The organism is Bacillus benzoevorans (genome assembly GCF_014207535.1).
Taxonomy (GTDB): Bacteria; Bacillota; Bacilli; order Bacillales; family Cytobacillaceae; genus Bacillus_BD; species Bacillus_BD benzoevorans.
Genome location: NZ_JACHGK010000001.1, coordinates 145,512 through 159,560 on the forward strand (window position 1 = coordinate 145,512; position 14,049 = coordinate 159,560).

Sequence of the window (14,049 nt, forward strand, 5' to 3'; positions counted from 1 at the left end):
TTCCTTTATTGGAGTTCTTGCGCCATTTTCCGTTCGTAAAACCGCTTGACTTTATTTTTTGTCTTTCGAATGGGGATATTTAATTCTGCAAGCAGTTGAAGAAAAACAGCTTCTCCTTTCGCACGATCGGTTACTTCATATTCTAACTCATAATCCCGCATATTTAAATAGGTGCTTGAATCGAAGACCATCACACCTCCTTGATATTCTATCTCCGCCCGTTCTGTCACAAGGGAACCAAAAAACAATAGCTGTTCAGCGTTGATCTTCATATGCGACAGCTGTTCTTTAATCAGCCCATCAGGCAAAGGAGTACCTTGAAGCAGGGCTTGTGCTTTTTCGTTTGTTAATTTTTCAGTTGTTTCCAACAGCCCATCGGGGTGCGGCTGTTTCAATGTCATTTCAAACCCGCTCTTTTTTTCCCTGATTCTTAACGCACATCCAGATTGTTTTAAAGAAAAATCAGGGGTGTCAAAGTAATAATTTTCCTGTATAAAAAATTGGCTTTCATTCACGTTGAAATGTTTCAGCAGTATATGGAAATCGCTCTCTGTAAGCAGATTCTTGAATTCTATTTCAATATTTTGCGGCATCGCAGGCAGTCCTTTCCAGTATGTCTATATCAGCAAATAGCAAGGTGAAAGCAATGAAAACACGGCTTCTCTTTTCTCATTATCAACCTTAATGAGTTTGAAGGCAATTTTTAGTATAATGGTATTTCCTATGATAAAATAAGAAAGTATCTGGAAGGAGATAAAATAATGAATGATGTACTGAACATTAACCATACAATCCTTAAGCCTACTGAATTAATCCTTGAAATAGACAGCAGTTCTATTTTAGGTAATATGAAGCCAACGGGGCAAATGCTAGTTGATTCCGTGGGTCTGTCTTTTGTTTATTTACTTGAAAACGATGATTCCTATACATATATGAAAGTACCTGAAATCTTTTGGAATGATTTAAAGGAGGCATTGAGCTGCAGAATATCCGTTTCTGTAACAAACGGAAAAGAGAAAATCTATTTGGAACAGTTCCTCGAGGAATTGTCCTATCTAATTGAAAACATCAAAGGGAACAGCAATTATGGCGAAGAAATGGTTAAGAAGATAGAAGCAACATTTTAAGAAGGTGGGGTTTGGGTGAAGCACTGGGATTTGTTTTTAGCTCCATATAAACAGGCTGTGGAGGAGCTGAAAGTAAAATTAAAAGGGATGCGCAGTCAATTTGACTTGCAGGGGAATTATTCTCCGATTGAGTTTGTCACCGGAAGGGTTAAACCGATTGCCAGTATACTAGACAAGGCAAACCAAAAAGGGATTCCGCTTGATCGATTAGAATTGGAAATGCAGGATATTGCAGGACTCCGAATGATGTGCCAATTTGTTGATGATATAAGCAGAGTGGTAGAGTTAATCAGAAAAAGAAATGACTTTGAAATCGTTGAGGAAAGAAATTATATTACACATAAAAAAGCGAGCGGCTACCGTTCCTATCATGTCGTAATCCGCTACCCGGTTCAGACGATTCAAGGGGAAAAGAAAATTCTTGTAGAGATTCAGATTCGTACATTAGCGATGAATTTCTGGGCAACGATTGAACATTCACTTAATTATAAATACAAGGGGCAGTTCCCTGAAGATATTAGAATGAGGCTGCAAAGAGCAGCTGAAGCTGCCTTCCGCCTTGATGAGGAAATGTCGCTCATTAGAGGAGAAATACAGGAGGCACAGGCTTTTTTCAGTATGAAAAAGGAAACCAACAAAAAAACGGACGGATAATAGAGAAGCGGAAAATACTTTATGCACTAAAAAGGAGGCTTAGAAACGATGAAATTTGCCATCACATCAAGAGGAGATTCAAATTCAACTTCATATGTATACAGAATAAAAGAGTATTTAATTGATTTTAATTTGACTTATGATGAGGAAAATCCGGATATTGTTATATCCATTGGCGGAGACGGTACTCTGCTTTGTGCTTTTCATCGTTATAGCAGCCGCCTGGATAAAACGGCTTTTGTCGGAATACATACCGGTCATTTAGGCTTTTATGCGGATTGGGTACCGGAGGAAATCGAGAAGTTGGTCATTGCGATTGCAAAAACTCCTTTTCAGGTAGTTGAATATCCTCTTCTTGAAGTCATCATTCGTTATAAAAATGATGCAAAAGAGTCGAAGTATCTGGCCCTGAATGAATCTGCGGTTAAATGCAGTGAAGGTACACTGGTGATGGATGTTGACATAGGCGGACAGCATTTTGAGCGTTTTCGCGGGGACGGGTTATGTATGTCAACACCGTCGGGCAGTACGGCTTATAATAAAGCATTAGGCGGAGCGATTATTCACCCGGCAATTTCAGCCATCCAATTGGCTGAAATTGCATCCATTAACAATCGGGTGTTTCGCACCATCGGATCGCCGCTTATTCTTCCAGCACACCACACCTGCTTATTAAAGGCAGTCAGTGATAACAATTTTTATATCACGATTGACCATTTGAATGTATTGCATAAGGATGTCAAGTCGATTCAATACCGGGTTTCGGAGCAGCGGATTCGTTTTGCTCGTTTCCGCCCATTCCCATTTTGGAAAAGAGTGCATGATTCGTTTATATCTTCTGAATAATAAAAAAATTGTTACATCATGGAATAGGAGCCAGATGGAATGTCGCCATTTACCATGCAATGGACTATAGATTCTCTGAATGAGGGAAAATTAGTCCGGGAGTTTTTGAAAGAACAGCAGATATCCAAGACGGCCTTAACAGATATTAAGTTTAAGAACGGCAGAATCATGGTTAATAACCAGGATGTCACAGTCCGTTACCCGCTGCAGCTTGGCGATCAGATTACTGTTCAATTTCCTGACGAAGAACCGAGCGAGGGCGTTAAAGGTGAAAAGATTCCGCTTGAGATTATTTATGAGGATGAATATCTTCTCGTTGTCATGAAACCCCCGGGGATGAATACCATTCCTTCACGGGAGCATCCGAGCGGCAGTCTTGCCAATGCGCTGATAGGCTATTATGAGCAAATCGGTCTCAGCGCAACGGCACATATTGTAACGAGACTTGATCGGGATACATCAGGAATTGTATTAGTCGCAAAGCACCGCCATACCCATCATTTATTAAGTGAACAGCAAAGAAAGGGGACTGTTAAAAGGACATATGAAGCATTTGCTCATGGAGTGTTTCTTGAGCCAGAGGGCAGGATTGATCAACCGATTGGGAGAAAAAGTGACAGCATAATCGAACGGATGGTACGTGAGGACGGTCAATATGCAGTGACTAACTTTTCAGTCAAAAAGAGCTGTTCTCATTTTACCTGGCTGGCGCTTCAATTAGAAACAGGCCGAACCCATCAAATTCGTGTTCATCTCGCCTATATTGGTCACCCCCTCTTAGGAGATGATCTCTATGGCGGAAATCTTGACTGGATAAAGAGGCAGGCGCTGCACTGCCGGAAAATTTCCTTCGTCCATCCTTTTATGGGGAAAAGGGTTACATTTACTTCTGATTTGCCAGAAGATATGAAAGAACTACTAATTCAGGGCAACTAACTCTTAGTGGGGGATAAAACCCCCACTGAGGGAAGTTTACCTTATGGAACCGCTTTGTCGAGTTCACGAAATTTCTCTGCAACATATGGCATGGTGGAAGGAACAGAAACGATCTCTAATTCCGGAAAACGAATTGCAGATAGTTTACCGCCGAAGACGGCACCCGTATCAATGTTATACGTTTTTCCTACTTTTCTTACCTCTCTTACCGGCGTATGACCATAGACAACATATGGTTCGCCTTTATAATTTTGCGCCCAGTCCCTGCGGACAGGTGATCCATCCGGGTGTTTTTCACCAGTGATATCACCGTATAGAACAAAAGTTTTGACCCGCGAGTTTTGTTTTCCAATTAACTCTTCGCTAATACCCGCATGTGCGATTACAAGTTTTCCTTGGGCTAGAACATGATAGAGCGGGGCATTTTCATAAAGTTGAATAAATGCCTTTCTTACTTGCTGCTGTTCTTTTTTTTCCAGTGCCTCATATTCTGCTGCCGTTGTCTCTAATCCATGAGTAACCTGTACTTTATTGCCGAGAAAATAGCGGTATAGCTTATTGCAATGGTTTCCGGGAACATAATAAGCCAAGTCTTTCTGGACCAGCCGATAGACGGTGTTCATCATTTTGAGTGATTGGGGTCCGCGATCGGTGATATCACCGACAAATGCCAGTTTTCTTCCTGCGGGAGAAACCGGAATGTCTTGTTTCCATTGGTATCCAAGCTTGACTGTTAACTCATGAAATTCATGAAAGCATCCATGAATATCACCAATAATATCTAGCTTCATATTTTCTTACTCCTTTTGTTTATGATCTAAATGTAATCATCGATTTTCTTAAATTGTAGCAAGCTTCAAAGTTTTATGATAAAAGATCATTAGACAATAGACCGTATTTCTGTTTATCATATGTATTATACTGCTTTTCTATCAATGTAAAGGGGAAATCCATGGAACATCATGCATGGTACTAGTTGATATTACCTTATTCAACAATGATTTTTTATCCATGATCCTTTCCTTTTGTACACATTTATAGTAATGTTGGTACTAGGTACTAATATCTTGTGGTAATTTTGGGGGTAATCAAATGACTTTAAGTTTAGCTGGTAAAACATTTGTCGTAATGGGAGTTGCCAATAAACGCAGTATCGCCTGGGGAATCGCGCGATCGCTTCACAATTCTGGGGCGCGTCTGATTTTTACATATGCGGGAGAGCGCTTAGAAAAAAACGTGCAAGAGCTGGCTGCTTCACTTGAAGGAAGCGATTCACTTGTCTTGCCTTGTGATGTAACAAATGATGAAGAAATTGCAAAATGCTTTAATGAAATAAAAGAAGAAGTTGGAACGATTCACGGAATCGCTCATTGCATCGCCTTTGCCAATAAAGAGGAACTAGTTGGCGAGTATTTGAACACAACTCGTGATGGTTTTCTGTTAGCACAAAATATCAGTTCTTACTCATTAACAGCGGTGGCAAAAGAAGCCCGTGCTTTAATGACAGAAGGCGGAAGTATTGTGACACTGACCTATCTTGGCGGTGAGCGGGTCATGCAAAATTACAATGTAATGGGAGTGGCAAAAGCCTCCCTTGATGCAAGTGTAAAATATTTAGCTGCTGATCTAGGTAAAGACGGTATCCGCGTGAACTCGATTTCTGCAGGGCCAATCCGGACTCTTTCTGCAAAGGGCATCGGTGACTTTAATCTGATTTTAAATATTATTGAAGAACGTGCCCCATTGCGCAGAGCCACTACTCCGGAAGAAGTTGGCGATACAGCAGTATTTTTATTCAGTGATATGGCTAGAGGAATCACTGGTGAAAACATCCATGTTGATTCTGGTTATCATATTCTTGGATAATGATGGCAATACATGATTGGAGAACCCATTTTCTATTAAGGAAAATGGGTTTTTTGATCTTTTTTATGTATATACAGAAACATGAAGCAGCTTTTGCATATACATATAGGTGAATTGTCTAAGAAGGAGGCTTGAGACTTGAATGCCAAAAAAAACACCTGAACCCCTGCTTTATATTCAGCAGCCGGAGATAGACTTTCCAGAATCGGATATGCAGGAAATTTATATGATTAAAAAAACAGAGGGAAAAAGCCAAATGAACAATGTTGTTCAAACTCAAAAAAATGGCAGTTTAAAGGACTCCGCTCAAACTGAAACGGAAGAAGATTTTTCATTGCAAAACGAACCATTATTAGAGAAATTAACGGGCTTCAAGCAGGATTCTTTAGATAAAACGGAGGAACTTCCGAATTTGGCTTCTCCGGAAGGGATGGATTTAGCAGATGGCCACCTTGAACTACAGCAAATAATCGCCAATTACGAACTGGAACGGAGGTATGAAACAGAATCAAAACCGCTATCTTCGAAAAAAAGACATACGGTTTCCTTGAAACGGGTGAAAAGCTTTAAAGAAATGGACATGGAAGAAAAGTTGGAATACCTAGAGCACTTCCCAAAGCAGCTCCCGCCTGCCCCCTGCATTTTTACAACCGGTAATCGTTTCATTAGGGGCTTTTTACTTTCAAAAATGGAACATGAAATCGAAATCAAAACATTTGACGAAAAGGCGCTCCAAATTTCAATCAGTGAATTAAAAGATATACAAATGATTGGCGAAGAGAAATAAGAGTCATCCGGGTGATCCCTTTTTATGGATGATTCAGTGATAATAAAGGGTGAGTGAGATGGACGTTAGTATTTTGGATTTACTCGTTTTAGGTCTGGCATGTTTTCGTTTGACGAGACTGCTGGTTTATGATCGGATAACCACCTTCATTCGCAGCCCTTTTATGGAGGAAATGGAGGAAATAGGTGAAAGTGGTCAGAAGGAAATTTATCTTGTGCCAAAAAAAGGGGTTATAAAAGGTTTTTTTGGAGAATTATTAAGCTGCTATTGGTGCACAGGAATATGGTCAGCCATTGGAATACTCATTTTTTATTATGTGGCCCCTTTGTACGCAGTACCTGTCATAATGGTTCTGGCAGTTGCAGGGATAGGAGCGCTAATTGAAACATTCGTGCAAAAAATAATGCAGTAATGCGGCACCTATTCATGGGTGCCGTCTTTTTTTTTGAAAATATGGGAATTATTGCTGTAGGGAGAAAGCGTTCATAATTTGTTTTGTTAAGCAGAAAATATAGGTACGAGTTTTCATAGGGAGGGTTGTATGTGAAAAGGATGCAAATGGTGTTTTATGTTTATGTACTGCTCGGTGCTTTAGCTATTATGGCTGGCTGTAATGCCAATAATGCCAATAATGCTGAGAAAAAGGACGAGCAATTAGCACTGATTAAAAGAACCGACCCAGATCCTGTAACATTAGTTTCTCATAATAAGGAGGAGGAACCTATTTCTGATCTGGATAAGACTGTTGAGTCCTTTAATGAAATATATGATGTTGCAGCGATAAGAGGAAAAAATGAAACACTGATTGTTTATAAAGTAAAGCATATGCACCGATTCCGCATGAAGGAAATTGAAAAGGAAATCAATTCAAAGCTGGAGAAAAGATACCCTGACGAGAATTTTGTTGTCTCCAGTGATTATAAAATATTTTTAGAAGCAGTTAAACTAGGCAATAAAATGAAAGATCCAAATTATTCGAAGAAAAAGGCGAATGACGAATTAGATAAAATTATCAAACTAAAAGAAAAATTAACATAGGAAAGGGGACAAATTATGGGGAATAAACAAAAGCAGACTAAAACTCCAGAACAGCAGCAATATGAACAGATGCAGCAAAAGCATGAAACAAAGCGGCCGGTATTAAAAAATTGTATAAAAGCCTTTTTTGTCGGCGGGTTTATTTGTACGATTGGACAGGCGATAAGCTATTTTTATATCTATTTTTTTAATTTTACGGAACAAACTGCGGCAAACCCAACTGTCGCTACAATGGTGTTTATTTCGATGCTGTTAACAGGCTTTGGTTTCTATGATCGTATTGGACAATTTGGCGGTGCTGGCAGTGCGGTACCTATAACCGGATTTGGTAATGCCGTGATCTCCGCGGCAATTGAACACAAAACAGAAGGATTTGTCTTAGGTGTCGGCGGCAATATGTTTAAATTAGCAGGTTCAGTGATATTATTCGGGGTTTTTTCCGCATTTGTTGTTGCCTTAATCAAAACTACTCTGCAAATACTGGGGGTTATATAATGCTTGTCGGTAAACAATCATGGGTATTTGAGCACCATCCCGTTATCGCCGCAACAGGTGTTACGGGCGGTCCTTTTGAAGCAAATGGCAAACTTGCTGATGACTTCGATATTCTCCACGATGATTTATGGATGGGGCTTGACTCTTATGAAAAGGCAAATAAAAAGCTGCTGGAAGAAGCAGTTCAAACCGTGATGCATAAAAAGAATTTACAAAAAGAGGATATTCAATTTTTAATTGCAGGTGATTTAATTAATCAAATTACGCCAACAAGCTTTGCCGCTCGAACGGTCCAAATTCCTTACTTTGGGATTTTTGGTGCTTGTTCCACTTCAATGGAGGGATTGGCTCTTGCTTCTTTTATCGTGAATTATGGCGGAGCGAAGAATATTATCACTGGCGCCTCAAGCCATAATGCGGCAACGGAGAAGCAGTTCCGCTATCCAACTGAATACGGAGGGCAAAAGCCGCCTACTGCGCAATGGACGGTAACCGGTGCAGGGGTGGCATTAATTACAGAGAATACGAATCAGGAAAGTCTCCCCTTTACCACATCTGCGACCATTGGCAAAGTGGTCGATATGGGATTAACCGATCCCTTTAATATGGGAGGGGCGATGGCACCAGCCGCTGCAGATACCATTTTAGCCCATTTTAAAGATTTACAGCGTGATCCATCTTATTATGATCTGATTGTGACAGGAGATTTGGCAAGGATTGGCCGGGAAACTGTTCTGGAATTAGTGAGAAACAGTGGGTTAACAGTGAATCCAGAGCGCTTTTTAGACTGCGGATTATTGATCTATAAGGAGGATCAGCCGGTGCAGGCTGGTGCAAGCGGTGCCGGGTGTTCCGCAACTGTTTTCTACGGCCATCTGCTTAATCAAATGAAACAGGGTGTGTTTAAAAGAATACTGGTTGTTGCGACGGGAGCTTTGTTGTCCCCCCTCAGCTTCCAGCAAAAAGAAAGCATTCCCTGCATTGCACATGCTGTTTCCATTGAAATGAAGTAAGGGGGTAGAAAAATGCTGGCGATGTTTTTTTGGGCATTTGTTGTTGGAGGATTAATTTGTGTCATTGGCCAATTGTTATTTGATGTGGCAAAGCTGACTCCCGGTCACACATTAAGTTTGATGGTAGCAATAGGTGCCATACTTGATGGTGTTGGATTGTATGAACCATTGGTTGATTTTGCCGGAGCAGGTGCAACCGTTCCCATAACCAGCTTCGGAAATTCGCTCGTTCACGGGGCGCTGCAGGAAGCAGAGCAGCACGGTATCATTGGTGTGTTAACTGGAATGTTTGAAGTGACAAGCTCAGGTATTTCCGCCGCGATCGTCTTTGCCTTTATAGGAGCTTTATTATTCAGACCAAAAGGATAACTTGTTGAAGAAAATATCTCTAGAAAATCCGCCCTATTAAAGGCGGTTTTTTGATCGTTAGATGAAAAAAGCTTGCTTCACCAATTTAAGCCCATCTACATATGTTATTAGGGACTAAAAGAGAAATGAGGTGAAGGGTTATGTTCGGATGCGGTGGATTCGGCTACGGCGGCTACGGTTATGGCGGCGGCTATGGCGGCAGCACATTTGTATTAATCGTTGTGTTGTTCATTCTATTAATTATCGTTGGTGCAAGTTTCTATAACTAATTCATAAAAAGTCAGGAGGGGAGCAGCTCTCACTTGAGTTGCTCTCCTTCTGTTTTCATCCCTGCCTGTTTCTTTTTCACGTTTTTCATCCTGCTTCATAAAATATAGAGTAGCAAGAGGGAGGAGTCACAACAGAATGGAAAATAATTTCTTTAAAAATGTAGAGAAAAAAACAGGCGTGAATATGAAGGATATATTCGAATTGGCCAATTCATTACAAAATGCCAATTTTCAAGATGAGAAAACAGTGCGTAATGTGATTCGCCGCGTATCTCAGATCGCTAATAAACCTGTTTCCAGGGAGATGGAGGAGCAAATTGTTCAATCCATTGTAAAGGATGGAAAGCAGCTCGACTTAAATACCATTTCACGAATGATGAACAAAAAATAATACTCTACTTGAGCTGCCTGTGATTAGGCAGCTTTCTTGTCCATGCAGTTTTTAACGTATATCTGTTAAAAATCTCGATTTACGGCTTTTCTTCCCGCGCCAATGCTCCGGGATGGAGATGAACAATTCCTCCATGGCTCTTGTTACAGCAACATAAAGCAAACGTCTTTCTTCTTCGAGCGGTTCATTGCTGCCTGAACGGAAGGATTCTAAAGCAAAATCATGCGGGATGCTGCCATCAACAGTACCAATAATATAAACGGTTTTATATTCCAGACCTTTGGCACGGTGAATGGTACTTAAAGTCACAGCATTCTTCCTTTGTTTACTTTGCAGCTTCATTTCTTTATTCATCGCTGTCATATGGTCAGCATGTTCAAGAAAATCCTGAATGGATGCAAAGTTCGTTGCAGCTACTTTTAAGTCACGAATATCATCGGATCCCTTTTCCCACCGATTGCCTTCATTTCCTCTTTTCTTTAAAAACTCCTGAAAGCCAAGTTCTTTATCCACTTTTTCAATGGCTGAAAACGGTGAAAGCTTAGAGAGTGAGCGAATCACCGGGAGCAGTTTTTTTAGCTTGCGTTCTTGAAAAGAGAAGCCTGTTTTCGTTTTGCTTAGACTTTCAAGCAGAGTACAGTCATTTAATATACTATCCGCTTTCAGGTCACGGAGCAGCGACTGTTTAACAAATAAAGCCGGAAGAATACTGGTAATGGCCGTTTGATCTTCCTCATTTAATGCGAGCCTTAAAAAGGAAAGCATGCTTCTAACGATAAAACGTTCATAAAAAGATTCGATATCCTGCTCAATTTTGAAAGGAAGGCTGGAATGGGCTAACCGTTCAAAAACAGCCCTGCTTGCTGTATTGGTTCGAAATAATATCGCAAAATCCTCTGGTTCAGCGCCAAGGGTAATCTTCTCACCAATATCAGTGATAATCATCGTGGCTTCTTCCTCTTCATTATCTGGAAAAAAGAAAATAGGAACTTGCTCGCTGTTAAATTGGGCGTGCATCTGTTTCGGACGGCGTTTTTTATTTTGCGTAATAATTTTGTTGGCCGTTGCCACAATCTTATGAGAAGAACGATAATTTTCATCCAATATGATAACATCCGCCTGTGGGAAGTCCTTTTCAAAATCAAGCAAATACCGCGGATCGCTGCCGCGGAAGGAATAGATCGATTGATCATCGTCCCCGACGGCACATACATTTTTTGATCGGGCTGAAAGGAGTTTTATCAGTTCATATTGTACTTTATTCACGTCCTGAAATTCATCTATTAGAAAATGATCGAACCGCTTTTGATAATGCTCCAGCAGTTCTGGCTGCTCTTGAAATAAGGCAATGCAGCCTGTCAGCATATCATCGAAATCAAATAAGTCATGCGCTGCCTTGTGCTCTTCATACCGTTTAAACAAAAGGGCAGTCTTTTCCTCCCAATCGGATTCAGGCTTAATCTGAACGGGTGTCATTAAAGAATTTTTCCAAAATCCAATCTGCTGCAACGCCGCATCATAGGCAAATTCTTTATCGTCCAAACCGAGTTCTTTACCGGCATCCTTTAATATTTGTCCCCGCATCCATTCTTTATTTAATAATTTCCTGCCATCCCATTTTAGGGGATTGTGGTGGATTAGAATTCGGAAAAAGATACTATGGAAGGTACCCGTAACAAGCCGCTTGATCTGTGCTGCTGTCATATATGGATAATCTAACAGTCTTGCTTTCATTTCATTTGCGGCCTTAGCCGTGAAAGTGACCAGCATAATCCGGTTTGGTTCAATCTTTTGTTCAGCAATAAGAAAAGCCGTTCTAGCTGTTAGTACTCGTGTTTTTCCGCTTCCTGCCCCAGCGATCACAAGCATGGCACCATTAGGATGGGCGACTGCTTTTGCCTGCTTTTCGTCTAAATACACATCTGCCTTTTGCAATGCCTCAATGTAGGAAGAGTTTTGTGTGTTTATTCGGTTTTCTCTTGCAGTATAAGGGGGGAGCTGACTAATCGATTGTGTTGCGCGAAAATGATTGACCTCTTGTCTAGAGGCAGTGATTACCCTGGATTGGGGTAAATGAAAACCGTTGATATCCCGCTTAATGTTCTCTGTAGATGGTTTGCTTAATTCAATTTCCGGGTCTGAACAGATTCGATCCCGGGATTTGACATGCTGAAAGTGGGGGGCAGAACTAATTCCTAAAATAAATCGAACCTGCTCCGAGCAGACAGGACAAGTTAATAGCCCTTTTTTTCCATCATCATGCAGCCGCTGGTAAGATGAGCGGTCTAATTTATCGAGATGGATCCATTCGTTTCCTTTTTTTGCTGTTTTCATTACACTGATTCATCCTCTTAAAGTTCTATTAAAAATTAGACAATCTTAATCATATCAAAAAAGACCTTTATGAGAAAGGACTGTATTCTTAGCAAAAAAGAAAAACCCCTGTATGGAGTTTTCTTAAAGACTTTTCGCCATGGATTTATGAGGAATCCCCGCTTCATAGAACTCATCCGATGCTATTTCATAGCCTAAATGGCTATAAAAGCCAATCGCATGGGTCTGGGCATTTAACTTTAATTTGGAAATTCCCTCATTTTTGGCATACTCTTCAATTTTTTTCATGATCGCCGTTCCTGCCCCGCTCACCCTGCGCTCTTTGAGAACGCAGATCCGTTCTACCTTGCCATATCCTTCTAATAGGCGCAGACGTCCTGCTCCCGAAGGAACCTGATCAATATACAGAATAAAATGGATCGCCTCATTTTCAAGATCATCAATTTCCAGTTCTGGTGCTACATGCTGTTCTTCGACAAAGACCTTTTTTCTAATATAATAAGCATCGTTTAATTGCTGTTCATTAGAAACGATTTGTACATCAATAGATTTTACATTCATGTCTGTATTCCTTTCCTAGATAAACGATTTAGCAATCTAACAAAAAACACTGTACTTAAAAGATTATTTTACCTTAATAACAGGCCAAATGTAATAAATGATTTTTTGCCAATAGTCTAAAATAGCATTCATTTTAAACGTAATTTTAAAAAATCTTATATAACATACGAAATTACTGTAGATTGCCCCCAAAAAGAGGAAAATATGGTAAAATTATATTCAGAATATTACTTCTATTATGAGTGGTATTCATAGATTAAGAGAAGGGGGAAAATACTTGAAAAAACGAAGTTTGCTTTTTACAACAGGATTGTTATTGATTGTATCTTTGTTTTTATCTGCTTGCAGTAACGAGGCGGCTAATGATGCAAATCAATCAGCGGAAAGGGAGACACCAAAATTTATTAGTCTCTTAACAGGGGGTACAGGTGGTACGTATTATCCGCTTGGAGGGGCCTTTGCCAATATTATTTCAGAGAAGACTGGAATTGAAACAAATGCTGAAACCTCCGGTGCTTCTGCTGAAAACCTGACAACTCTTAAGGATGGCAATGCTGAAATCGCGTTTACACAAACAGATATTGCTGCCTATGCGAAAGACGGGGAGCAAATGTTTGAGAACGTAAAAGTAGACAATGTACAAGCAATTGGAACCCTTTATCGCGAGACCATCCAAATTGTTACGACGAAAAAATCAGGCATCAAATCAATTGAAGATTTAAAAGGGAAAAAGGTTTCTGTAGGGGCGCCAGGATCAGGGGTTGTCCCGAATGCAGAGCAAATTCTTGAAGTTCATGGTATGACATTTGCAGATATTGCAAGAAAAGACCTTTCATTTGATGAGTCTACTGCCGGAATTCAAGATGGAACCATTGATGCTGCTTTCGTAACGGCGGGTACACCAACAGGTGCAATTGAAGGATTATCTGCAACAGAAGATATTGTTATTTTACCGATTGCTCAGGATAAAATAGACGCATTAATCGAAAAGTATCCATACTATATTCAAGATGAAGTACCAAAAGGGACTTATAAATTAGCTGAAACTGTACCAACTGTTGCCGTTCAGGCCATGCTCGTAGTAAGAAAGGACCTCTCTGAGGATCTAGTTTACGATATTACAAAGGCAATTTTTGAAAATCTTGATCAAGTTACACACGCCAAAGCAAAAATGATTAAAGCTGAAAATGCTTTACGTGGTGTTGGGATTGAAGTACACCCAGGGGCACTGAAATACTTTAATGAAAAAGGAATAAAAGCCGAGTAAAAGGATGACTACCCGACACATGACGGGTCTTGTCAAAACTCTCTTCGGCAATGCAAATGCTAGCAATTGGCCGATCTCAATCCAGTGTTGAAAGAT

General features: G+C 40.3%; 18 protein-coding genes. 14 read left to right on the forward strand and 4 right to left on the reverse strand.

Going from position 1 to position 14,049, the window contains the following annotated elements; genetic code table 11:
• Positions 1–5: 5 nt before the first annotated feature.
• Positions 6–593 (reverse strand): CYTH domain-containing protein, encoded by a 588-nt coding sequence (locus HNR53_RS00790; RefSeq protein WP_184521540.1) that lies wholly within the window; start codon positions 591–593, stop codon positions 6–8.
• 168 nt (positions 594–761) lie between these two features.
• Between HNR53_RS00790 and HNR53_RS00795 the strand changes: the two genes are divergently transcribed.
• The 4 genes from HNR53_RS00795 to HNR53_RS00810 are packed head-to-tail and all read left to right on the forward strand — an operon-like array spanning position 762 to position 3,563.
• Positions 762–1,127 carry a UPF0738 family protein gene (locus HNR53_RS00795; protein WP_184521542.1) on the forward strand — a complete coding sequence of 122 codons (366 nt, stop codon included), beginning with the start codon at positions 762–764 and terminating at the stop codon, positions 1,125–1,127.
• A 15-nt stretch (positions 1,128–1,142) separates the two neighbouring features.
• On the forward strand, positions 1,143–1,781 hold the full coding sequence (yjbM, locus tag HNR53_RS00800) for a GTP diphosphokinase (protein WP_184521544.1): 639 nt from the start codon (positions 1,143–1,145) through the stop codon (positions 1,779–1,781).
• A 48-nt stretch (positions 1,782–1,829) separates the two neighbouring features.
• A complete protein-coding gene (locus HNR53_RS00805; RefSeq protein ID WP_184521545.1) occupies positions 1,830–2,627 on the forward strand; it encodes an NAD kinase in 798 nt (265 codons plus the stop codon).
• Positions 2,628–2,666: 39 nt separating this feature from the next.
• The gene (locus HNR53_RS00810; protein WP_184521548.1) at positions 2,667–3,563 is read left to right on the forward strand and encodes an RluA family pseudouridine synthase; all 897 of its coding nucleotides are present in this window, start codon (positions 2,667–2,669) and stop codon (positions 3,561–3,563) included.
• A 41-nt stretch (positions 3,564–3,604) separates the two neighbouring features.
• Here the strand turns inward: HNR53_RS00810 and prpE are convergent, their stop codons facing one another.
• Positions 3,605–4,354, reverse strand: coding sequence for a bis(5'-nucleosyl)-tetraphosphatase PrpE (prpE, locus tag HNR53_RS00815; protein ID WP_184521550.1), 750 nt, complete (start codon positions 4,352–4,354; stop codon positions 3,605–3,607).
• A gap of 301 nt (positions 4,355–4,655) precedes the next feature.
• On the opposite strand from prpE, the gene fabI reads away from it, so the two are divergent.
• From fabI to spoVIF, 9 genes are all read left to right on the forward strand, one after another.
• On the forward strand, positions 4,656–5,429 hold the full coding sequence (fabI, locus tag HNR53_RS00820) for an enoyl-ACP reductase FabI (RefSeq protein ID WP_184521552.1): 774 nt from the start codon (positions 4,656–4,658) through the stop codon (positions 5,427–5,429).
• 142 nt (positions 5,430–5,571) lie between these two features.
• A complete protein-coding gene (locus HNR53_RS00825) occupies positions 5,572–6,216 on the forward strand; it encodes a CotO family spore coat protein (RefSeq protein ID WP_184521554.1) in 645 nt (214 codons plus the stop codon).
• 58 nt (positions 6,217–6,274) lie between these two features.
• A complete protein-coding gene (locus tag HNR53_RS00830; RefSeq protein WP_184521556.1) occupies positions 6,275–6,628 on the forward strand; it encodes a DUF1360 domain-containing protein in 354 nt (117 codons plus the stop codon).
• 140 nt (positions 6,629–6,768) lie between these two features.
• The gene (locus tag HNR53_RS00835; RefSeq protein WP_184522719.1) at positions 6,769–7,254 is read left to right on the forward strand and encodes a sporulation protein; all 486 of its coding nucleotides are present in this window, start codon (positions 6,769–6,771) and stop codon (positions 7,252–7,254) included.
• A gap of 15 nt (positions 7,255–7,269) precedes the next feature.
• On the forward strand, positions 7,270–7,749 hold the full coding sequence (gene spoVAC / locus HNR53_RS00840; RefSeq protein ID WP_184521558.1) for a stage V sporulation protein AC: 480 nt from the start codon (positions 7,270–7,272) through the stop codon (positions 7,747–7,749).
• A complete protein-coding gene (gene spoVAD, locus HNR53_RS00845; protein WP_184521561.1) occupies positions 7,749–8,762 on the forward strand; it encodes a stage V sporulation protein AD in 1,014 nt (337 codons plus the stop codon). The genes spoVAC and spoVAD overlap by 1 nt, the downstream gene beginning before the upstream one ends.
• 12 nt (positions 8,763–8,774) lie before the next feature.
• A complete protein-coding gene (gene spoVAE, locus HNR53_RS00850; RefSeq protein WP_184521563.1) occupies positions 8,775–9,131 on the forward strand; it encodes a stage V sporulation protein AE in 357 nt (118 codons plus the stop codon).
• A gap of 140 nt (positions 9,132–9,271) precedes the next feature.
• Positions 9,272–9,400, forward strand: coding sequence for a YjcZ family sporulation protein (locus HNR53_RS00855; RefSeq protein ID WP_184521565.1), 129 nt, complete (start codon positions 9,272–9,274; stop codon positions 9,398–9,400).
• A gap of 136 nt (positions 9,401–9,536) precedes the next feature.
• Positions 9,537–9,791: a sporulation-specific transcription regulator SpoVIF gene (gene spoVIF / locus HNR53_RS00860; RefSeq protein ID WP_184521567.1), complete on the forward strand. Its 255-nt coding sequence runs from the start codon at positions 9,537–9,539 to the stop codon at positions 9,789–9,791.
• Positions 9,792–9,842: 51 nt separating this feature from the next.
• Here the strand turns inward: spoVIF and HNR53_RS00865 are convergent, their stop codons facing one another.
• Positions 9,843–12,125: an ATP-dependent helicase gene (locus HNR53_RS00865; protein WP_184521569.1), complete on the reverse strand. Its 2,283-nt coding sequence runs from the start codon at positions 12,123–12,125 to the stop codon at positions 9,843–9,845.
• Positions 12,126–12,248: 123 nt separating this feature from the next.
• Positions 12,249–12,671, reverse strand: coding sequence for a GNAT family N-acetyltransferase (locus HNR53_RS00870; protein WP_184522721.1), 423 nt, complete (start codon positions 12,669–12,671; stop codon positions 12,249–12,251).
• A gap of 292 nt (positions 12,672–12,963) precedes the next feature.
• Between HNR53_RS00870 and HNR53_RS00875 the strand changes: the two genes are divergently transcribed.
• Positions 12,964–13,953, forward strand: coding sequence for a TAXI family TRAP transporter solute-binding subunit (locus HNR53_RS00875; RefSeq protein WP_184521571.1), 990 nt, complete (start codon positions 12,964–12,966; stop codon positions 13,951–13,953).
• Positions 13,954–14,049: the final 96 nt, after the last annotated feature.